The 19,674-nt window shown below is 69.6% G+C and carries 18 protein-coding genes and 1 pseudogene; 11 read left to right on the top strand and 8 right to left on the bottom strand.

The window, feature by feature from the left end:
* Nucleotides 1–40 precede the first annotated feature (40 nt).
* On the bottom strand, nt 41–460 hold the full coding sequence (locus WMF45_RS12840; protein WP_437717195.1) for a hypothetical protein: 420 nt from the start codon (nt 458–460) through the stop codon (nt 41–43).
* A gap of 175 nt (nt 461–635) precedes the next feature.
* The gene (locus WMF45_RS12845) at nt 636–1,091 is read right to left on the bottom strand and encodes a hypothetical protein (protein WP_437717196.1); all 456 of its coding nucleotides are present in this window, start codon (nt 1,089–1,091) and stop codon (nt 636–638) included.
* 925 nt (nt 1,092–2,016) lie between these two features.
* Between WMF45_RS12845 and WMF45_RS12850 the strand changes: the two genes are divergently transcribed.
* The 4 genes from WMF45_RS12850 to WMF45_RS12865 all read left to right on the top strand — a co-directional run bounded on the left by WMF45_RS12850 (nt 2,017) and on the right by WMF45_RS12865 (nt 6,251).
* Entirely contained in the window at nt 2,017–2,463 is a 447-nt protein-coding gene (locus tag WMF45_RS12850; protein WP_437717197.1) for a YciI family protein, read from the top strand.
* 105 nt (nt 2,464–2,568) lie between these two features.
* Complete coding sequence (locus WMF45_RS12855; protein WP_437717198.1) at nt 2,569–3,297, top strand: 2OG-Fe dioxygenase family protein; 729 nt, start codon at nt 2,569–2,571, stop codon at nt 3,295–3,297.
* A gap of 425 nt (nt 3,298–3,722) precedes the next feature.
* Nucleotides 3,723–5,357, top strand: coding sequence for a hypothetical protein (locus tag WMF45_RS12860; protein ID WP_437717199.1), 1,635 nt, complete (start codon nt 3,723–3,725; stop codon nt 5,355–5,357).
* A 516-nt stretch (nt 5,358–5,873) separates the two neighbouring features.
* Entirely contained in the window at nt 5,874–6,251 is a 378-nt protein-coding gene (locus WMF45_RS12865) for a hypothetical protein (RefSeq protein ID WP_437717200.1), read from the top strand.
* A gap of 48 nt (nt 6,252–6,299) precedes the next feature.
* On the opposite strand, the gene WMF45_RS12870 is transcribed toward WMF45_RS12865, so the two are convergent.
* A complete protein-coding gene (locus WMF45_RS12870; RefSeq protein ID WP_437717201.1) occupies nt 6,300–6,461 on the bottom strand; it encodes an ATP-dependent Clp protease proteolytic subunit in 162 nt (53 codons plus the stop codon).
* Between the two features lie 13 nt (nt 6,462–6,474).
* Nucleotides 6,475–6,684 (bottom strand): annotated as a pseudogene (locus tag WMF45_RS12875) (enoyl-CoA hydratase/isomerase family protein); the annotation flags it as partial.
* Nucleotides 6,685–6,763: 79 nt separating this feature from the next.
* On the opposite strand from WMF45_RS12875, the gene WMF45_RS12880 reads away from it, so the two are divergent.
* Complete coding sequence (locus WMF45_RS12880) at nt 6,764–8,599, top strand: CotH kinase family protein (RefSeq protein WP_437717202.1); 1,836 nt, start codon at nt 6,764–6,766, stop codon at nt 8,597–8,599.
* Here the strand turns inward: WMF45_RS12880 and WMF45_RS12885 are convergent.
* Complete coding sequence (locus WMF45_RS12885) at nt 8,553–9,614, bottom strand: LysR substrate-binding domain-containing protein (RefSeq protein ID WP_437717203.1); 1,062 nt, start codon at nt 9,612–9,614, stop codon at nt 8,553–8,555. The genes WMF45_RS12880 and WMF45_RS12885 overlap by 47 nt on opposite strands.
* 286 nt (nt 9,615–9,900) lie before the next feature.
* Here WMF45_RS12885 and WMF45_RS12890 point away from each other — a divergent pair, with 286 nt between their 5' ends.
* The 4 genes from WMF45_RS12890 (at nt 9,901) to WMF45_RS12905 (ending at nt 13,432) form a co-directional block, all read left to right on the top strand.
* Entirely contained in the window at nt 9,901–10,356 is a 456-nt protein-coding gene (locus tag WMF45_RS12890) for a DUF6640 family protein (protein WP_437717204.1), read from the top strand.
* 16 nt (nt 10,357–10,372) lie between these two features.
* Nucleotides 10,373–11,005 (top strand): HupE/UreJ family protein, encoded by a 633-nt coding sequence (locus WMF45_RS12895; RefSeq protein ID WP_437717205.1) that lies wholly within the window; start codon nt 10,373–10,375, stop codon nt 11,003–11,005.
* Nucleotides 11,006–11,886: 881 nt separating this feature from the next.
* Entirely contained in the window at nt 11,887–13,284 is a 1,398-nt protein-coding gene (locus tag WMF45_RS12900) for a GH3 auxin-responsive promoter family protein (RefSeq protein ID WP_437717206.1), read from the top strand.
* Entirely contained in the window at nt 13,181–13,432 is a 252-nt protein-coding gene (locus WMF45_RS12905) for a hypothetical protein (protein WP_437717207.1), read from the top strand. The genes WMF45_RS12900 and WMF45_RS12905 overlap by 104 nt, the downstream gene beginning before the upstream one ends.
* Nucleotides 13,433–13,714: 282 nt before the next feature.
* On the opposite strand, the gene WMF45_RS12910 is transcribed toward WMF45_RS12905, so the two are convergent.
* Nucleotides 13,715–14,932, bottom strand: a complete 1,218-nt coding sequence (locus tag WMF45_RS12910) for a poly(ethylene terephthalate) hydrolase family protein (protein ID WP_437717208.1) — start codon at nt 14,930–14,932, stop codon at nt 13,715–13,717.
* An 805-nt stretch (nt 14,933–15,737) separates the two neighbouring features.
* Between WMF45_RS12910 and WMF45_RS12915 the strand changes: the two genes are divergently transcribed.
* Both WMF45_RS12915 and WMF45_RS12920 read left to right on the top strand, forming a co-directional pair.
* Entirely contained in the window at nt 15,738–15,923 is a 186-nt protein-coding gene (locus WMF45_RS12915; RefSeq protein WP_437717209.1) for a hypothetical protein, read from the top strand.
* 82 nt (nt 15,924–16,005) lie between these two features.
* The gene (locus WMF45_RS12920; RefSeq protein ID WP_437717210.1) at nt 16,006–16,179 is read left to right on the top strand and encodes a hypothetical protein; all 174 of its coding nucleotides are present in this window, start codon (nt 16,006–16,008) and stop codon (nt 16,177–16,179) included.
* Between the two features lie 813 nt (nt 16,180–16,992).
* Here the strand turns inward: WMF45_RS12920 and WMF45_RS12925 are convergent.
* On the bottom strand, nt 16,993–18,273 hold the full coding sequence (locus tag WMF45_RS12925) for a sigma 54-interacting transcriptional regulator (RefSeq protein WP_437717211.1): 1,281 nt from the start codon (nt 18,271–18,273) through the stop codon (nt 16,993–16,995).
* A 119-nt stretch (nt 18,274–18,392) separates the two neighbouring features.
* Complete coding sequence (locus tag WMF45_RS12930) at nt 18,393–19,406, bottom strand: hypothetical protein (RefSeq protein WP_437717212.1); 1,014 nt, start codon at nt 19,404–19,406, stop codon at nt 18,393–18,395.
* Nucleotides 19,407–19,674: the final 268 nt, after the last annotated feature.

The following is a 19,674-nucleotide window of genomic DNA, read 5'->3' on the forward strand; positions in this document are numbered from 1 at the left end:
TCGAGCGCCCAACTTGCAAGGGGCGTCGGAGCCGGTCCGGTCAGGGTTGGGCTCGCTGCGGCCCCTGGAAGCACACCACCCTGTCGGTCGCCACGCCATCGCCGTCCGCCGGGTGGGCGCAGGCGACGAGCTCGTCGTGCCCGCACCCGCTCACCTGGAACACGTCGAGATCGTCGAGCCTCTTCCTCGTCTCCGCGTCCTTCTCGGCGCGGTCTGCGTTCCACTTGGCGAGCCGTTCCGGGTCGTCCTTCACCTCGGCCGGCGGGGCCTCCGGCGCTCGGCCGCCGAGCACGACCGTGCCCCACTTGACGTCGGTGCGCTCGCGCACCTCGACCCTGTCCTCCGGGCAACTGTACCTCTTCGCGAAGTCTTCGCTGGCGCCTGTCTTGAGCCGCTTGCAGCCGGCGCTGGAGAGCATGACCAGGATAGCCAAGGGGTAGATCGAGAGCACCGCTCGCATTGTCCAAGGCTACACGAGCCCGTCTGCAGGCGGCAACTCCATCTACCAGCATGTCGTGGGCGTCCTGCGAGAGGACGGCATACGGTGCGGAGCTGCACGGGCATGGCGACGACGCGTACGCGCGGCGCCTCGCGCTCGATCGCGCGCAAGGCTTGCTTGAACCGCGGTATGGCTTTCACCCCACCTCGACGGTGAACGACCGTCCCACCATCGCCGATCCCGCCGTCCCCGTCGCTCCTCGCGGCCCCACGCGCACGCTCAGCAGCCCCTGGCCTGCCCGCTCCGCGCGCACCCGGAGCTCGATCACGATCGCCGGTCGCGGAGGGCGCGCCGCGGAGGCGCCTTCGGCCCGCTTCGCCGCGGGGGAGGCGGGCGCCGGCGGCTCCACCGGCCGGAAATCAGGCATCTCGATCTCGCTCGCTCGGTAGCGCGCCCCGTGGCGCGTCCAGCGCGAAAGGTGCCAGTTGTGCGGACGCTTGTAACTGTGGTGCGTGCGAGCGGTGAAGTGAGCCGCGCCGTCGGCGCTGGAGCCGGCGTCGATCAGACATCCTGTATCCTTGCCGAACCGGCGCGCCTCGAGCGCGGGCAGGGTGAGCGACTGGATCTGCTCTTCGCCCAGCGATTGGCTCACCAGCACGGTTCGCTCGTCCCACGCGAGCCCCGGCGAATCCGCGCCTCACGCCAGGTCGTTGCCAAACTGGTGACGATGCCCGCGCACCGCGCCGGACGTGTCGACGTAGACAAACTCGGTATGTCGAGAGCCACGAACGAGACGACCTCCGGCGGATCCTGGTCGCGCCGCAGCCCCTTCGTGGGAAAACGCAGCACCGTCTGCTTGCGATCCCGGCCCCCGCTCGATCGCGCGATCCCCCAGCGCGTGCAGAGCACGAAGTCGGTTCCGTTGGTCCAGAACGCCATGTGAGGGGCACAAGACGAACAAAAACTCTTCGAATCAAGCTGAATCGCCCACGCCCGAGCAGTCGACACAGATCGCCGCGCTGTCGCCGCGGCCCTCTGCACCGACGGGGGGCGTGCCTTCCTCGCCTTCTCGCGCACGACGAGCGGCCTCCTGTAGGGGGTGGCCGACTTCGCGCAGGGGTTCTCGAGCTGGACGCCATACAACACGCTCTTGCCGCGAAAGTTCGGAACGAGCCCTGCGTGTGCCATGATCTTCCCCGCCCCAACCGAGAGGCACTTCATCACGGCGGCGCGTGGGTCGACGGACCCCTCGAATCAGACGGACCGGAGGCTGTTCTGGAGCCAGGGCAGGTGGTCGGCGCGCGCCCGGCCGGCCCCGCTCCCCGGCCCGTGGCGACCCCGGAGAGCAGCCGGGGCCGCCCTGCCGGCCCCGGGACGGCGAGCTCCCCGTCCGGGCCCACCGTCCAGCTCCGCCCGTCAGAAGAAAACATCGTGATTACGAAGATTTAGGTGTAATTCAAAGAAAGATCGCCCCGCGTGTCGATCGCGTGGTCGCCCGTTCGTCGTGACGGTGGAGACAGGGCCGCGCGGTCGACGCCGCCGGGGCGCTCCTCTTCGAACCGGAAGGAAGCTCGACGATGCGATTCATGATCACCGCGGCACAGGCGACCGACGACGCGAAGCACGACGCACAGGCAGCGGCGGATGCGCCCCCGGACGAGGCGCTGTTCGCCGCGTACATGAAATACAACGAAGACATGCAAAAGGCCGGCGTGCTGGTCGCGTCCGAGGGCCTCAATCCCGCCGGGGCGCGCGCGCGCGTCGGGATTTCGGGGGGGAAGCGCGTCCTGCTCGACGGGCCCTTCGCCGAGTCGAAGGAGCTCGTCGGCGGCTTCTACCTGATCGAGGTGGGCTCGAAGGAAGAGGCGATCGCCTGGGCGCTGCGCTGCCCCGTCGGCTTCGGGAGCGCCGAGGTGCTCACGATCCACCAGATGACGGAGATCTCGGACATCCCGCCGCGGTTCAGGGAGATCATCGCCGAAGTGGCGCCGACGTGGAGCGTGTCCTTTTCGAGGGGGCAGTAGGCCGGGCGACGAGGCGCCGGCGTCCCTGGCCACCGACCGCCGAAGCCCGCGTTGCGCAGGTGCAGCGCGGGCAGCGCGGCCGGCTGCCTGGTAAACTCGCAGGCGATGGAACTCACGCCCGCCTTCACCTATCCCGCGCAGGTGCCCGTGCTGCTGCGCCAGCAGGGCTATGCGGTGCTCAGCCCGCAGGGCGTCGCCGAGCTCACGGGCTGCGACCTGGGCGAGCTGCATGCGCTGCGGCCCTCCTGGGACGACCTGCCGCCGGACCGCTACCTCAAGGACGGCGGGCACTACCGCAGCCGGCGGCACTCGTGCTTCGTGGTCGAAGGCGGCGCGGTGCGCCAGGCGCCGCGTCGCGCGCACTGGCAGCCCGTCGAATACAACGCGCTGCACGGCGGCATGCAGCGGTGGTTCGAGCCGATGCAGCCGCAGGTGGTGGATCCGCCCGCCTGGGCGCGCCTGCTGCGTGCGCTCGGCCAGGTCGCTTCCGGCCGCAAGGGCGAGCAGCCCTGGTTCGTCGAGGCGCACCAGTTCCGCATCGATACGCAAGGGGGGATCGGCCGCCCCACGCCGGAAGGCGCGCACCGCGACGGCGTGGATCTCGTGGCGGTGTTCCTCGTCGGGCGTGAGGGCATCAAGGGTGGCGAGACGCGTGTCTTCCAGGCGGACGGGCCCGCAGGCCAGCGATTCACGCTCACCGAGCCGTGGAGCCTGCTGTTGCTGGACGACGAGCGCGTGATCCACGAGACGACGCCCATCCAGCCCGCAGGCGAGCTCGGCCATCGCGACACGCTGGTGCTGACGTACCGCGCGGGCGGCTTCCAGGGCGCCTGAAGCGGCGGAGAGGCGGTCGTGCGCTGGCGGCAGGAGCGCAAGGGCGGCTTCGGCTCCGCCAACCTGGGCTTCGTCTGGGTCGTCGACGACGACGCGGAGTGGGCCCCCGACTTCGCCCTCGACGACGGCACGGGCCAGGCGCTCGTCCGCCCGAGCGGCCACGCGCGCTTCCGTAGCGTCAGAGCGACTCGAGGTAAGCCACGAGATCGTCGCGCTGCGCCGGGGCGAGCGCGGAGACGTCGCCGTGGCGGTCGCCTGGTCGAGGCCGAAGTTTTATCCACCCCGTCAGGCTCCGAATGCACCCGGAGCAGGAGGCGAACGACCCGCAAGTACGGCGAAAGTGGCGTGGCGCAGGCGCCGCCGAGTGGCATCGTTTGGCCCGTCCGCAGCCGGGAGTATCCGGCAAAGCACCGCGGAGGAGAAGAATGGCGAGAGTCAACGAAGGTACCCCCAAGGCCGTCGGCGCGGCGCTCTTCGTGCTGCTCACCGCTGCCACGACACATGCCATGCCGCGACCCGTGCCTCCCGATCCCGACCACGTGACGGTGGTGGGGAACGGCAGGGTCATCCGGGTGACGCCGGTGGGGCTGCAAGATCATTTCCGGCACATGGCGACCGACACGAGGAACCTGCAATGGGCGCTGAACAACGTGGCGCGCGGCGGCCGCATCGCGCTGGGCGCCGGCACGTTCCACGTGAGCGAGACGCTGGCGGCCGAGGGCCTGGACGCGGAGGTGCATGGCGCCGGCATGAACGATACCGTGCTGGTGGCGCGCGGCCCCGCCGCGAACGGCACGTACGTGTTCCCCCTGCTGAAGCAACCTTATCGTGATCGGCTGTTCGCACCGGGCTTTCCGCCGATCCTGGCGGTCTTCAACCAGCCGCCTTCGCGCAAGACGCCCTGGCAGCTGACCAGCACGAACCTCACGCTGCGCAATCTGTCGTTCACCGTCGAGGGCGAGGGGCCCACGTTGACGTACTACGGCACCGAGGTCAGACCAGTGTGGGCGGCCGTGCTGGTGACCGGATCCAAGGGCAACTACGACCCGACGAAGGACTTCAAGGTGGAGCATTATGAGGTGTCGATCAAAAACGTCGGCGTGTACGGCCATATCCTGAGCCCGACGTTGGGCAGCAATCTGATGGAGGGCCTGGTGTTCTTCGGCGGAGAACAGTGGCTGCCGGTCGAGCCCGGCACCGCCAACGGTGGCTGGAATGAGTTCGACCACCTTCCGGTGAACGGGCTCGTGACGGTGAAGAACTGCGTTCTCGAGCATACTCAGCTTCACTCGGTGGCCGTGGAGACGTTCCTGTCTCCGCCCGCCAGTCTGGAGGCTTTCGAGGCCCAAAGCGCCTTCCGCTTCCCGTCCCCGCCGCAGGACGTCTACCCGCAGGCGTTCGCCGATATCGAGAACAACGTCTTCGACGATTCGGGGCACGGCGTGGCGACGGATCCCTTTCAGATTGCCTTCGGGACGCTGCTGCTGAGCCCGTCGAACGCGCCGCTGACGGTGGAGCACAACCGCTTCCTCAACTCGAACGCGCACGCCGTGGGCGTGATCGCGGGCCAGAGCCTCACCGAGACGGCCGGCTGGCCCAAGGAGCCCTCGACGGTGAGCTTCGCCCACAACAAGATCCAGGCGGTGGCGGCAGGCGCCTTCAACGCGTCGTCCCTGTTCATCGCGGACCTCAGCGAGCTGGAGGGGGCGCCTCCGTACCTCCAGCCTTCGGTGCGCTTCAACCATATCGATGCGGCGCCGGGCTTTGGCAGCAGCCTCATCGAGCACCTGGTGGGCAAAGGCCTGGTGGCCGACCACAACGTGCTGTCGGGCAGCGCTCCGCTGGGCATCAGCGTGGGCGCGCTGGACATCATCGCGGGCAAACCGGCGTCCTGCACGAACGACCTGCTGACGCTGAACAACTTCGACAACTTCAGCGGGCAGCCCATCTTGCTGGGCCCTGGCTCGCGGTCCTGCACGGCGAAAGTCTTCAATGCCTCCGACGTCGTCGATAGGGGAATCAACAACACCATCGTGGTGGTCGGGCAGGGCGGCGGCTGATCCTGCGCGTCATCCTCGGAGCGCGCACGCTCGTCGAGGTAGCTCAGCGGCTGTCGTGTCCTCCAGCTCGCCGGCACAAGATCTCCTCGCTCGCCGCGGTGCGCCCGCGTGGATCCGCCTGCATGCCTCAGGACGCCTCGTGATGCGCCATGCGTACCACCCCTCGCGCGCCGCGGCGGGCTCTCCCCGCGCCTGCCCATGGCCGCCGTGATCGGCCCTGCCGAGGCCCTGCTTGCCGTCCGCGGCGTGCTCCTCGCTGTCCTGGCAATCTCGCTCCCGGAGATCCACCGCTGCCACTCTTTGCCGGCAAGGTCTTGCCCGCCGGCAAGGAGTTGCTGACCTATCGGGCGCGTGCACACGATCCCGGTGGGGTGAGCTGCGCCAGCGCCCCGAGAGGCCCCTGGCACGATCGCTGCGATGGCTGCCCCGCGTCGCACCGATGAAATCGCTCGCCGATCCTGCCGGAGAGAGGGCCCTGCAACGTTGGGTAAACACCCAGGAGCGATGGAGATTCACATGAAGCTCGTTCGTTTTGCCTTCCTCGCGTCCGTGATGGCCTCCGCTGTGGCTTGCGCCGCTTCGACCGACAGCTCGGGCTCCCTCGAGGAGAGCGTGGGCGTGGACGATGTGGACAGCGAGCGCGAGGTGGCCGAAGCGTCGTTCGCGCTCGGCGTGGCCACCAGGGTCGTCGGCGATACCGCCTGCCCCACCGGCTATAGCCTGGCCACGCCGGCCGAGGCGCTCGCGAACCAGGCGGCCGTCTGCAGCAAGCTGGGCACCTGGGACATCGCGCGGCTCTCGGGCGGAGGGTCGATGGATGGCCCCGGCTACGGCTGCGCGATCCGCGACTCGGATACGCGGACCCTTGGCAACGCGCTGTGCGGCGCCCTCTGAAAGGATCTCCGTCGTCCCAGCCGTCGCCGGCGCGGCTCGGGCCCGGTCTCAGACCTCCAGCGCCCTCGCGATCACGCGATGCACGAGGCCGTACGCCTGGGCCTCGCGCGCCGTCATCCACAGGTTGCGCTCTGTCTCCTGCGCGATCTTCGCGGGCTCCTGCCCGGTCGCCTCGGCGAAGAGGCGGTTGAGCCGCTCGCGCGTGGCCATCGAGCGATGCGAGCTCGTGCAAATCGAGCCCCGCGGACAGGCACTGTCCGGTGCCGCGGACGAGAACGCCGCTCACGGCGTCGTCCTGCGCAAGCCGCCCGAAGACGTCGGTCATCTCACGGAGCAACGCCTGGTTCATGGCGTTGACCTTGGGTCGGTTCAGCGTGATCTCGGCCATGCCGTCACGGGTGAGCACCTCGACGCATTGCATCGCGAGATGCATCGCGCAGCGCCGCTCATACTGCAAGATAGCGTGTCAGGCGGCCCCGCGGAGGCGGCCGGACGTGCTAGACACCTGCCTCATGGTACGGAAACACACAACCACGCTCGTTCGTGCACGCAGCATGCTCTCGGTGATGGCGTTGGCGCTGGCCCTCGGCGCGTCCGCGTGCGGCTCCGACCCGCCCCAGACGCCCGGCGAAACCCCCGACGCCTCCTCCGGCGGTGGCCCCCCCGGCGACGGCGGCGGCCCGTCCGGCGACGGCGGCGGCCCCGACACACCCGATCCCGACCCGAGCGACGCCATGTTCGATCCCGACCACGTCATCGAGGTGGGAATCACCCTGGCGCCCGAGGACTGGGAGACGCTCCGCCGCCAGTCCCGCGACGTCTCGGAGGTGCTCGGCGAGGGCTGCATGGAGGGCCCCAAGAGGAGCCCTTACACCCAGTTCCCCGCGACCGTCACCGTCGACGGCACCACGCTCGAGATGTCGTCCGTCCGCAAGAAGGGCTTCCTCGGTTCCGCCAGCCTGTCGAAGCCGTCGCTCAAGGTGAGCTTCGACGAACACGTGGACGGGCGCGAGTACGCCGGCCTCGAAGGGATGACCCTCAACAACGCCCGTCAGGATCCCTCGCTGATCAAGACGTGCCTCGCGTTCAAGGTCTTCCGCGACGCCGGCCTGCCCGCCTCGCGCTGCAACTTCGCCCACGTGACCGTCAACGGGCAGGACCTCGGCATCTACGCGCACGTGGAGCCGGTCGGGAAGCGCCTTCTCGAGCGCCATTTCACGGACGCGAGCGGCGACCTCTACGAGGGCCAGCTCAGCGACTTCCGCGACGGATGGACCGCCACGTACGAAAAGAAGACCAACGAGGACGACCCCGACCTGAGCGAGCTCGACGCGGTCTCCGCCGCGCTCCTGGCCAGCGACGCCGAGCTCGACGCGACGCTCGACGCGGTCCTGGATATCGAGACCTTCCGGCGGTACTGGGCCACCGAGTCGCTGATCGGCGCGTGGGACGGCTACGCGGGCAACACGAACAACCACTTCGTGTATTTCGACCCGGCGTCCGGGAAGATGTCCTTCTTGCCGTGGGGCCCCGACATGTCATTCGACGCGGACGACCCGCTCGGCCCGCCAGGGCGGCCGCAGTCGGTCTCGGCAAAGGGCGCCATCGCGAACCGGCTCTACCAGACCCCGGAGCTCCGCGCTGCCTATGCCGAGGCGATGATGGACCTCCTCGAGACGGCCTGGAATGAGGACGCGCTGCTCCTCGAGATCGACCGGATGGAGGAGCTCCTCGCGCCGTACGTGCGCGCGGACGCGGCGGCCGTGAGGGGGGCGACCGACGCGATACGGAGCTTCGTGAGCGGGCGCCGCGCCACGATCACCGCCGAGATCGCGCCGACGCCCCCCGCGTGGACGTTCCCGCAGCCCGCCATCGCGTGCCTGACGACGGTCGGGACCGTGAAGGGCACGTTCTCGACGACGTGGGGGTCGGCCACCGAGCCGGATCCCTTCGCCGCGGGGACGGGGACGTTCGACGCCGCGTTCCCCGCGGATGACCCGCAATCGGCCCCGAACGTCGGCTCCGCGGCGGGCTATGAAGGCTCCGAGCCAGGGGTCGAGTCCATCACGAGCGGCCGCGCCCAGGTGACGGTCGTCGGGAGCTTCCCCGACGGGACGGTGCGCGCCCTCGTGTTTTTCGTGGACCCGGAAGTCTTCGCCGCCGGAAAAGAGGGCCCGTACGACTGGCAATCGGTCATGGCGTTCGCGCTTGATTACACGCAGTCGCAGCCGGTGCTCACGGGCTTGTTCGGCGACGGCAAGATCCACTTCGACGAGGCCTCGACGGAGTCGGGAGCGCCGGTCACGGGCTCCTTCGAGGCGACCGTCCTCGGAAGCGGTCTATTCTGACGTGATGCCGATTCTGCTCCGCCCGGCAGGACGGCGCTGGTCGTCGCGCTCGGCCTCGGGGTCGTGATGCTCGGCGGGAGCCTGTTCGCGCTGTGGCCGCGGGGGTCGCCGCTCCCGCCGTGGTGGCCCGATCCGAGGAGCCGGATGCTAGCTTCACGAAGGCGCGTACAGCGCCGGCGGTCTCGTCAGCGCGGCCGATCAGGTGCAGCTCGGCGAAGACGTTCTTCGGGGCCACGAACGGACGATAGACGATGCGGGGAACCTTCACCTGAATCAGCGGTTTTGGAGCCAGCGCCACGCCCAGGCCTGCGCCGGCCAACGACAGCATGCTCAAGGTGGTGTCGGCGCGGTGGACCCGGCGCGGCTCGCGTCCTAGCAAGAGAATCAATCTCTTCAGCACGTCGCCACCGGTCTCTTCCAATGGGAACATGATGAGCGGCTCTCCGGCGAGCATCTTCGGCGTCACGCGCCTGTGCGCCGCGAGCGTGTGCTCCTCTGCCATCGCGACCACCAGCGGCCAGGCGCCGATCGGCTGGACGCTCAACCGCGGATCTACCTTGAGAGCGAACGCCGGGCAGTAGCCGACGTCAACCTCGCCGGTCAACACGGCTTCCGCCTGCCTCGAAGGTGGCATCTCGCGCAGCTCGATCTCCGCGGCAGGATGGGCTTTGCGGAACGCTCGCAGGTGGTCCGTCATCTCGCCAGTGAGGATCGCGTTGCCCGCGTAACCGATGCGAATTTTGCCGATGTCGCCGCGCAGCGATTGCTGGACGATCGCCTTGGCCCGCTCCGCCTGCGCGACCGCCCGCTGCGCCTCGACGACCAGCAATGCGCCGGCTTCGGTCAGCTCCACGCGCCGACTCGTCCGCACGAACAGCGCGCCGCCGATCTCGCTTTCGAGCGCCCGAATCTGCATGCTCAGCGCCGGCTGAACGATGTGCAGTCGCTGCGCGGCGCGGCCAAAATGGCGTTCTTCCGCGACGGCCAGGAAATAGCGAAGGTGTCGTAGGTCCACGACATTCGACCGTACCATGGATTAATCACCAGATCAAATCGATCGATTGGATCAATATATTGTTGTTCTTGTGAATGGGCGGCTATGGTCTTCCTGGCCGACGCGCCCGCCGCCTGCTGGCAATGCTGATAGCCAGCGGAGTCACCGGTGTGCGGGAGATGGGTGGCTCGTCACCGAAGCGATCCAGAACGCGCAGAAGCAAGTTGCTATGATTTTCAACGCAAGGTGGCCGCGCCGATGAGAAGAGCGGGCTATTTCAACCAATGTGAGTCAGGAGCCTATCACCATGAACCGAAGTACCCTGGGAAGAGTCGTTCTCACGTTCGTTCTGGCGAGCGGCGCCATCGTCGCCGTCGGCGTGGACTGGAATAAAACCCACCTGTTCAACCCTGCATGGCATGAGCATGCGCGCTTTCATGACGCCCTCATGCTGCTCATCCTGTGTGGCGTGACGATCGTCGGATTGTGGATGGTGTGGCGGCGGTCCATGGAGCCGCAGGTCGGGTTCAACGTGGCGGCCTGGATCGTCGTCATCCTCTGGACGCCCTTCTTCTACATCACGTGGCTCATCCCGGGGACCAGCCTGCTCGCGGGACCCGACGTGCCGCTCCCGGTCGTCGCGGGCATCCCGCTCTACCCGAACGTGCTCATCGCAGGTACCGAGCTCTTGCTCGCGGCGCTCGCCTACAAGCTCTTCCACGGCGATCCTGCATCGACGGCAGCGCGCGTGGCGAACGCCTGACGAGGAGAGGCGCTTCATGAAATCCACGATCCAAAACACGATGGGATGCGCTTCTTGTCCCGGCGCGCGCGCCCTGCTCGTCGCCATGCTCGTCTCGTGGCCCTCCGTGAGCTGGGCGCACCCGGGCGGCGCCGATGCGGGATTTCTGAAGGGCCTCTTCCATCCGGTGTTCGGCGCGGACCACCTGGTCGCGATGGTGAGCGTCGGTGTCGTCAGCTCGCAGCTCGGCGGAAAGCACCTCCTCCGGATCCCCGCTGCGTTCGTCGCCGCGATGCTGGTCGGCGGCCTCCTGGGGATGGCGCGATGGCCCATGCCCCTGGGTGAGCTTTGCATCGCGGCGTCGGTCGCGGCGCTCGGTCTCGGCATCGTCACCACGACCCGTGGCTCCTCACCATTCCTGCTCTCCGGATGCGTGGCGATGTTCGGTGTCTTTCACGGACATGCCCACGGCCTGGAGATGCCTCATGCGGTCAGCCCGACGCTGTATGCCCTGGGCTTTCTGCTGAGCACGACCGTGCTTCATCTCTGCGGTCTCGTCCTCGGCGAGCTCGCCGCGGGTCGAGAGTCCCTGTCGCGGGGGCTGCGCTATGCCGGCGCCGCCGTGATGGGGACGGGGATGGTCCTTCTGGTGCGCGGGGCCGGCATCTGACTGGAAGCCAACCACCAGCTCGAAGCGGCGAGGCGCAGGCTTGAGGAACGTGACGTCGACGCCCGGCGGCTGCGCGATCATCGCGCCGAGGCGTCGAAGGCATTGCCTCCGGCGGCACGGGCATCTCGACATCGAGCACGACGTCGAGGAGGACGACGAGCCCGAGGCAGCGCTCTGTGCCTCCGCCGTCTCGGGACGAGAGCCGCGCCATACGTCGTCGCCCCGCAATGGCTCCGCGGGCTCTCGCCGTCTTCTCCGAGCGCGCTCGCGTACGACAAGCCGCTGTGCGCTGCGCTCGACGGCTTCACCTTGCACGCAGCGACGCGCGCCGGTGCCCCCCCGGGCCAGACCAACGCCCGGACGGACACATGCGCCCACGGCACGTCGATGCGCCCCGTAGCGCGCTCGGCGCCGCCCGGACCACGCTCTTTCGGCCCAGGACCGAGCCATCACGACGCTCGCGGTCCCACCCTTTCGGTTTGCTGCGCTACACTGCTTCGCGCTGCGATCCGGCTTCTTTTACCTACGCGCGGAGGACGTGTATCAACGCGAGGCGCCTACCGGCAAGTGGCGGTACTATGACGGCATGCTCTACACGATGTCCTTGCTGCACTTGAGCGGGAAATTTCGCGTCATCATGCCGCCAGCGCAGCCCGCGGCGCCTGCTGCTGCAAGCAAGAACTAGCCCGGCAGGCGTGTGGGCGGTGTCGCGTGGGCGCTCGGATCACGCCTGGGATCGCGGGCGCCCAACGACGAGCGGCTCGACCTGAACGCCCTCACGCCGGCTGGACAGCATGTCGTCCCTTTGTTTCTCCAGCTCGGTCTGACACCGTGCGGCCCTCTCGCCGCGTTGTCCCGGCGTGGCTCGCAGGAGATCCCGGATGCGCTCGATCCTATCCACGTTGCTCCACTCCGCCTCTGTCGGCGCCAGCCGGCTCGTCAGGTTGCGCTTCGAGGCGCAGGCGCGCCGGGCGGGCGCGGTGAACGAACGCCTGCTCCAGCGCATCCTCGAGCGTCACCAGCACACAGAGTTCGGACGACGGCACCGCTTCAGCGCGATCCGGAGCGCGAGCGACTTCCAGCGGGCGGTGCCCCTCGGGACCTACGACGCCTTCCGCGCCGATATCGAGCGCGTCGCCCGCGGGGAGCGGAACGTGCTCACCGCGGATCCGGTCACCGCGTTCGCGCTGACCTCGGGCACGACGGGCACCCAGAAGCTCGTCCCGTTCACCGCGTTCACGGAGCGCAGGCTCTTGCAAGACCTCCTCGTCAGCCGCGGCGCCCTGTTCGCGGCGATCCCCGCCGCCCGCGAGGCGAGGCCCGCGGTGGCGTTGATGAGCGCGCTCCTGACGGGCCGGACCGAGGGCGGCTTTCCGACCGCCTCGGTCTCCACCATCATGATGCGCTCCCTGCTCCAGCGTCGCTCCGGACCGTGGACCTCCCCGCCGGAGGCCTTCCTCGTCCCGACGCAGGCCGACGCGTTCTACGTGCACCTCCTGTTCGCGCTGGCGGAGCCCGCGCTCGGAGCGATAGCCGCGCCGTTCGCCTCCGGCCTCCTCGATTTCTTTCAGATCCTCGGGGCGCGCGGGCCCGCGCTGGTGGAGGATCTCGGCCGCGGCTCGCTGCGCGGCGACATCGCGATCCCGCCCGAGGTCGAGCAGCCGATCCGCGCCAGGCTGCGGCCCCACCCCGAGCGGGCGAGGGCGGTGGCGAGGGAGCTCGAGCGCGGTATGGACGGCATCGCGCCGCGGCTCTGGCCAGGCCTCTCCCACCTCTCGGGCATCACGGGTGGCAGCTTCCGGCTCTACGCCGAGAAGCTCGCGCGTTACCGCGGCGGGGTCCCCATCCACTCGCCCCTCTATGTGTCCTCGGAGGCGATGATCGGCGTCAACCCGGGCGCGGCCGAGCCCGTCTATGCCCTCCTGCCGAGCTCCGCCTTCTACGAGTTCATCCCTGCCGACGAGCTCGACGCCGAGCGCCCATCGGTCCGGCGCATCGACGAGCTCTCCGAGGGCGAGCGGTACGAGCTCGTCGTCACGACCCACGGCGGCCTGTACCGCTATCGGATGGGCGACGTGATCGAGGTCGCGCGCCACCACCGTCGCGCGCCGGTCGTGGCGTTCCTCTACCGGCGAGGGAGCCTGCTCAACATCGCCGGCGAGAAGACGTCCGAGCATGCGCTCCATCACGCCCTGCGAGGCCAACCCCTATTACGCCACCCTCCGGGGGCGCCTCGGTCCGCTCTCGCTCCACCTCGTGCAGCCGGGGACGTTCCGTGAGCTGCGCGCGCTCATGATCCGCCGCGGCGCCTCGCCCAGCCAGGTGAAGGTGCCGCGCGTGGTGACCGAGGGGCCGCTGGCGGAGCTCCTGATGGAGCGCCGCGACGTCGCGTCGGAGCCCGCGGGCCGGCCCGGCTTACCGGCATAGAACAACGTAAAGCCCTCGCGCTAGTACAGAAGGCGTCAAGCTCCCGTTGCCCGCGGGCTTCCAGGGAGGCGTGCCGGAGCAAGAGTGACGAGGCCCGCGGCCTCGCCACGACGATGCTGTGCGAGGACCCGCGGCCAAAGGGCGTTCCTGGCCGCGGAGCAGCCCGTGATGGTAGGCCTGGACCATGCACGAGCTACACCGCTTCGCGCTGCGATCCGGCTTCTTTTACCTACGCGCCGACGTTCGTGAGTCAGTGAAGCCTAGCCAGATAGGCCCCGTCGCTCAGGGGACCTTCATCAGGGCGTTCTGCTCTGCTTGCACGCGGCCATCGGTGCAGAACTTGCAGTTGTCGCCGTAGAAGAAGTTCCTTTTCGCTGTGTCATCCATCAGATGAACGCGGAACCAGGCCGCGGCCGACGACAGGGACACGCCATTTGCGCCCTGATAGACCCAGCTACCGTGATCCGCGTTGAGCTCGTTGAGGAAAAACGCGGGCTGATCGGTGACCGTCTTGAAGACATCGTGGACCCCGCTGCATTTCACCGTGGAGTCCTTCCCCCCGCAGAAGAACAACATGGGGGTGTGCACTCCCTTGAGGGCAGTGGTGCCGCAAATCGTGCCGAGGGCCGAGAAACGGGGATCGGAGGCCGTCTTGCAAGTCGACATGCCCCCATAGGAATGGCCAAGCTGGCCGATCTTCGTGGTGTCGAGGGCGTGATAGTACGGGCTGCTCGCATCCTCGGCTTGTTCCAAGATCCAATCGAGGCCCGCGGTCGTGGGAAGAGGATCGCCTTCGGCGGTCGCGGTGCTGAGAGAAGCCACCACGACGAAACCGTGGGACGCGAGATGGTTGACGATCGGTCCGTATTGTCCGCACCACTGATTGCTGCCGGAGTTGACGACGCATTTCGGCGGCTTCTGCTCCGGATTGTCCCGGTAGCCATTGGCCCAGATCAGGATCGGATGGCAGTGGCCGCTGGTTGCGATATTGCTCGGGCGGTACACGTTGAAGCGCTGTTGCTCGTCCCCATAGATCGGATCGGGAACGACGCCGGCGAGGGGGCCGACGTTCTTGTCTGCGGTGACCGAGAAGGGGCCCGTCTTGGTAGGATCGGCCGTGGGGAACGGGTCGCCGACGCAGCTACCTGTCGTGCCGCCGCTACCGGTCGTGCCGCCACTACCGGTCGTGCCGCCGCTTCCGGCATTTCCTTGGCCGCCGCTGCCCGTTTGCCCGCCCGAAGCCGCGCCACCCGTGGCCCCACTCGAGCCGCCCGACCCCGAGCCGCCAGCCCCACCACTGGATGCGCCGCCGCTGGATGCGCTGCCGCTTTCGGCCGTTCCCCCAGAGCCCGTCGCACCACCGGAGGCCGTGCCCCCGCCGCCCGTCCCACCGCTGTCCGTGCCAACCGCGCCCCCGCTCGCGGCAGCGTCCCCATTCGATCCGTTACCACACGCCGCGGTGGAAACGCACACGCCCAAAGCCAGTAGCCAACGCCTCATGGTGACTCTGTCCTCGCCCAGCCGCTCAGCGTCGTCAAGCGCTTTGGCGGATAGGACAAGCAAACGCGTTCCGCAAAGTCAAGATTCTCGGAGCCGTTCCTGGCTCGTGCAGTCCGACTGTACGAGTTTATCGACAGAACGGGCCTTATGCGATCAGACAGGCCTTCCACTCGTGAAACGCCTGCGATTACCGCGACGTCGCACCAAGCGGAAGGCATCCTACCGTATAGCTGTACACTACTGAGCTCGTCCAAACGGCCGCAGTCGCGGTTCGCGGCGCGTCGTGATGGCCGGCGCACGCATCTCACGGCAGACCTCCCCCCGGCCACGTCGTCGAGCAGCGTCCCTCCCCTTTCAGTTTCGTCACGCGGGGTCCGCCGGGTACCGCGCGCGGCACTCCAGCGGCTCGGCGAACAGACCGAGGTGGCTCAAGATCTTCCTGCCATGAGTCGCATCCGCCCGCTGCATCGCGGGCACGCGAGAACATCTACTGCGTAAGTCCGCCGCAAAAGCTTCGCCCATTCGACGCGAGGCGACGTCGCCAGAAGGAGCCCATCCAGCAGCCGATCAAGATGCCGGACCGAGATCCCCTCCGACACGAATCCAACATCGGCCCACGGCAGTACAGCGCCCAGCGCAGTCGACAGCCGCTCGCGCTCGACCGCGGAGTGCGGCGTCAGCGATGGCGGCGATGGCTTCCAATGCCGAGGAGGCCTACGCGGGGCGGCGCGAGTTGTGTTGGAAGGGAAGCGTGCGCGTGGGGAGGCCGCGGCGCTCGCCTGGCCGGCATGGTAGGCTCGTGCCCGTGCCCCGCCGCCGCTCGGCCGCCGAGATCCTTTGCGCGGTCCCGCTGCGCGACCGCGCCGTGCTGCTCCAGCTCGGCCTAGATCTGGGCGACCCGGCGGACGCGGAGCTCTTCGTCTCGGGCGTGCGCGCCGCCGACGTGTCGATCGCCGAGCAGGAGCGCTGGGAGCAGGAGCGACTCCGTTGACGTTGCGCATTGCCGTCAGCGGTCTGGATTTTCCACATCCTGCACCGTCGATCCGTCGAGGGGCCCCTAGTAGCCTCCCGGCATGAGCCCCCGACGAGACAGCGCCGCGCTCGCGATGGCCCCCGACCTCGACGAGGAGGCCCCGGTCCTGCGGGCGTTCCGCCTCGCGCCCGTGGTCTACGACGAGCAAATCTCGGACGAGGAGCGCGAGGCGGTCGCGGCCGGCGCGGCGGGGCCCTTCATCCCGGATCGATGAGGCCGTCGAGCGCTTCGCCAAGACGGGCGAGGGCGACTTCTACCGGCTGCCGGAGGACGACGCCGTGACGCTGCGCCTGCGCATCGGGTCGTGCCGTGTGCGGCTGACGCGTGACGCCCGAGAGCGCGTGCTGCGGTGGGTGTACCGGGTGTAGGGGCCGTGCGCCGAGCGCGCCGGGCGCGGATCGTAGCGATACCGATCGGCCGCGCGGCTACCGTTCGGCGCAGAAGAGTAGCCCACGGGAGGCGCTTTGACTTCGCGAGCAACACCCCACCGAAGAGCCGATCCCAGTGGTGCACCGTGATGATGTTGAAGTCGACCTCCACGCCCTCGGCGATCTTTGGCGACACATCGCTCTCTGCGCCAGCGGCGACAGAGCGAGGAGTCGGCGAAGGTGCCAACGAAAGCGGCGCGGCGAAGGGTGAGCCGGTAGCGAAAACGGTTGTCAAGCGACGGCAACTTTTACTGACGCTCTACACCCCATAACTCCAGTCGTTGCGCCGGAAGAGTGCGGGGACGCAGGCACGATCCCGAAACAGGTGGCAGCGCATCGAACGGCCCGGCAACAGGGCGGCGAGCGGAGGAGAATCCCTCGGCGCTGCGCCGCCAGGCCAGTCGCCGACCCCGATCGGTGATGCCGCGGGCCCTTCACCGCGGGCGACGCGACGGCGGAGGGCGCCCCGTTGGGCCACACCGGAGCCGCCCTCGGCGGCGAAACAGGCAAAAACCATGAAAATCGCTGCTGTTTTCGGCGACCGCTCGCCATCCACCGGTTTCTCTGGCGGGATTTCCGACGCGCGGAGCCAGGCGCGCTCACTCCCCTTGCTGAGTGCGCTTGCGGAAGCGCAGCAGCTTGCCGCGCGAGACGCCGAGCCGCTCCGCGGCCGACGTCACGTTGCCCCCGGCGGCCGCGAGGGCGGACTCGACGCGCTCCTGCGTGAGCGCGGTCTTCTGCTCGTCCGGCGCTTTCCCCAGCGCCTCCTCGACCGCCCACAGCCGCAGCCCGGGCTCGTGATCGAGGCGGCGCACCTCCGCGAGGGCCGCGTCGAGCCCGCGCACGTTGCTCGGCCAGGGATCGAGCAGCAGCCGCTCCATCGCCTCGACCTCCACCGCTTCGGCCGGGAGCGCGACGCCCGCGCGCCGCGCGAGCTCGCCTGCCACGCTGAAGAGGTCCTCGCGCCGCTCGCGGAGCGCCGGCACGTGGATGCGGGCCATCGCGAGCCGCGCGAACAGGTCGCGCCGGAACGCCCCGCGCTCCACCATCTCCTCGAGGTCCCTGTGGGTCGCGGCGACGACCAGCACGTTCACGTGGACCGGCCGCTGCGCCCCGACCGGCAGCACCTCGCGGTTCTCCAGGAGCCGCAGCAGCTTCGCCTGGAGATCGGGATCCAGCTCGCCGATCTCGTCGAGGAACAGCGTCCCGCCTTCGTGGGCCACGACGATCCCGGGCGCGGCGCTGCGCGCGTCCGAGAACGCCCCCGCCACGTGGCCGAACATCTGGGACTCGAACACGCCGCGGGCGACGCCCGCCACGTTCACCGCCGCGAACGGCGCCGCGCGCCCGAGGGCCGCCGCCGTGGCGCGCGCGACGAGCTCCTTGCCAACGCCCGTCTCTCCTTCGATGAGCACGTTGCCGGGGCGGCTCCGCGGCAAGCCTTCGAGGGGCTGCGCCACGGTGCGCAGGCCGTACGGCCCGACGAGCCCGCCCACGGGCGGCGCCGGATCGAGCGGGCCGAGGAGCTCCTCGCGGAAGACGAACAGGACGCGCCCGAGCCGCAGCACCGCCCCGTCGTCGAGCGGCGTGAGGTCGCGCGGCGCGAGCCTCGACCCGTTCACCCACGTGCCGTTGCGCGACCCGACGTCCGCGACGCGCAGCGCGCCGCCGGCGCGATCGATCCTCAGGTGCTTGCCTGACACCTCCTCGTCGGCGAGGCCGCGCTCGGCGAGCCAGGCGCGGCCGATGACGGTCCCGGAGTCGGGCAGCGCGAACGCCATGGGCCGCGGGAACGCGCACACGAGCGCTGGCCTGCGCCTCCCGGCCTCGGGCCGCGCAGGGCTCCGGTGCTCGATGGTGCTCGACACGTCCTTGGCCATTCTCCTCGCAGGGTGCCATGCACCTCCGGAGCGTGGAAGCGCCGCGCCGGGGGGCGACGGTGATGTCGTTCGCCCGGAGAGCAGCGCGGCTTCCCGCGGAGAAGCGCGGCTTCAGCGCCTCACAGAGACCGCCCGTCGAACCCGCACATCGGGTCGCCCGGGTTCGTGCACCTGGGCTGCTGGGGCCCCACCCCCACCGGCGGTCGCGGTCCCGACGCCGCGGGTCGGGCGAGCGCCTCGCGCAGGTTGGCGAGCGCGCTCTCGTAAGCGCGGAGCGCGCCCTCGTCGGCGCCCGGCGTCCTCGCGCGCGCCGCGGCGACCTGGGCCGCCGCCGTGGCCTCGGGCCGCCGCCGCTCCGCGGCCCACGCGGCGAGGTCGGCGTGGCGCCGATCGAGCGCCGCGATCCTCTCGAGCGCGTCGAGCCGTGTCTCCAGCGCGTCGAGCGAGTCCCCGAACGCCCGCAGCCGGCTGTGGTCCAGGGCCCGAGGATCGAGGGCGTTCCGCGCCGCCTCCGCGGTCGCAGCCGCCTCCTCGGCGTCGCGGGCGAGCGGACGGCCGCGCAGCGCCGCATGGCGCCGGTCGAGGGCCGCGAGCTCGGCCGCCCTCGCGCTCTCGCGTTCGTCTGCCAGCGCCGCCTGTGCATCACGGAGCCGCTGGGCCTCCCGCTCCAGGCTCGTCACGTGCTGCGCGACCCCGTAGGCGGCCGCTGCGCCCCCGCACAGCGCGAGGCCGAGCGCGGCGGCGAGCGCGTGCGCCAGGCTGCGGCGCCGTCCCTCGGCCCGCGCACGGACGACGGCCAGCTCGTGCGCGCGCGCCGCGTTCTCCCCCTCGAGGCGCGCCTTCGCCTCGGCCTCGATGCGCGCCACCTCGAGCGCCGCCCGCGCCCGCGCTTCCGCGCGCGCCTCCGCCTCGGCCTGATCCTGCTCGCGCCTCGCCCGCGTCTCTGCCTCGGCCGCGGCCCGGGCCGCCTCCGCAGCGCGCCGGCGCGCTTCCTCCTCGCGCTGCTCGCGGGCTTCCTTCTCGCGCGCTCTCGTGCGCTGGAGGTGCTCCTCCCGCACGCGCGCCTCCTCGAGCTTCGCGAGCTCCGCGAGGGAGAACGTGACGGACGTCTCGGAGGTATCTCGGCTCATCATCGACATCGGGGCTCCTCTCCGAGCGCCCCCGTTGCAGCCCACGTGCCGACGATACTCCATGTAAATTCAACAACTTAGGCCCACGATTCGGCCCACGCGGCCGATCGCGATCGCGCCCGGCGCTGCCCATCGCGATCGCGATCGCGCGACGGCGACGAGACCTTCCTCTTCAGTCCGCCCGCCTCGTCCCGACCACTCCCTGACCGCGCCCGCGCTCTCCACCATTGGCGTTGACAGCCATGAGGTGCCCGTATAGGGTGCGCCTCTC

The sequence above is a fragment of the Sorangium sp. So ce448 genome (genome assembly GCF_051520915.1).
Classification (GTDB): domain Bacteria; phylum Myxococcota_A; class Polyangia; order Polyangiales; family Polyangiaceae; genus Sorangium; species Sorangium cellulosum_B.

What these genes read in the sequence shown, in the direction of transcription:
- WMF45_RS12840 (WP_437717195.1), bottom strand. Translation starts at nt 460, where the DNA reads ATGCGAGCGGTGCTCTCGATCTACCCCTTGGCTATCCTGGTCATGCTC.
- WMF45_RS12850 (WP_437717197.1), top strand. Translation starts at nt 2,017, where the DNA reads ATGCGATTCATGATCACCGCGGCACAGGCGACCGACGACGCGAAGCAC.
- WMF45_RS12855 (WP_437717198.1), top strand. Translation starts at nt 2,569, where the DNA reads ATGGAACTCACGCCCGCCTTCACCTATCCCGCGCAGGTGCCCGTGCTG.
- WMF45_RS12860 (WP_437717199.1), top strand. Translation starts at nt 3,723, where the DNA reads ATGGCGAGAGTCAACGAAGGTACCCCCAAGGCCGTCGGCGCGGCGCTC.
- WMF45_RS12865 (WP_437717200.1), top strand. Translation starts at nt 5,874, where the DNA reads ATGAAGCTCGTTCGTTTTGCCTTCCTCGCGTCCGTGATGGCCTCCGCT.
- WMF45_RS12870 (WP_437717201.1), bottom strand. Translation starts at nt 6,461, where the DNA reads ATGGCCACGCGCGAGCGGCTCAACCGCCTCTTCGCCGAGGCGACCGGG.
- WMF45_RS12880 (WP_437717202.1), top strand. Translation starts at nt 6,764, where the DNA reads ATGGTACGGAAACACACAACCACGCTCGTTCGTGCACGCAGCATGCTC.
- WMF45_RS12890 (WP_437717204.1), top strand. Translation starts at nt 9,901, where the DNA reads ATGAACCGAAGTACCCTGGGAAGAGTCGTTCTCACGTTCGTTCTGGCG.
- WMF45_RS12895 (WP_437717205.1), top strand. Translation starts at nt 10,373, where the DNA reads ATGAAATCCACGATCCAAAACACGATGGGATGCGCTTCTTGTCCCGGC.
- WMF45_RS12900 (WP_437717206.1), top strand. Translation starts at nt 11,887, where the DNA reads ATGCGCTCGATCCTATCCACGTTGCTCCACTCCGCCTCTGTCGGCGCC.
- WMF45_RS12905 (WP_437717207.1), top strand. Translation starts at nt 13,181, where the DNA reads ATGCGCTCCATCACGCCCTGCGAGGCCAACCCCTATTACGCCACCCTC.
- WMF45_RS12910 (WP_437717208.1), bottom strand. Translation starts at nt 14,932, where the DNA reads ATGAGGCGTTGGCTACTGGCTTTGGGCGTGTGCGTTTCCACCGCGGCG.
- WMF45_RS12920 (WP_437717210.1), top strand. Translation starts at nt 16,006, where the DNA reads ATGAGCCCCCGACGAGACAGCGCCGCGCTCGCGATGGCCCCCGACCTC.
- WMF45_RS12925 (WP_437717211.1), bottom strand. Translation starts at nt 18,273, where the DNA reads ATGGCCAAGGACGTGTCGAGCACCATCGAGCACCGGAGCCCTGCGCGG.
- WMF45_RS12930 (WP_437717212.1), bottom strand. Translation starts at nt 19,406, where the DNA reads ATGATGAGCCGAGATACCTCCGAGACGTCCGTCACGTTCTCCCTCGCG.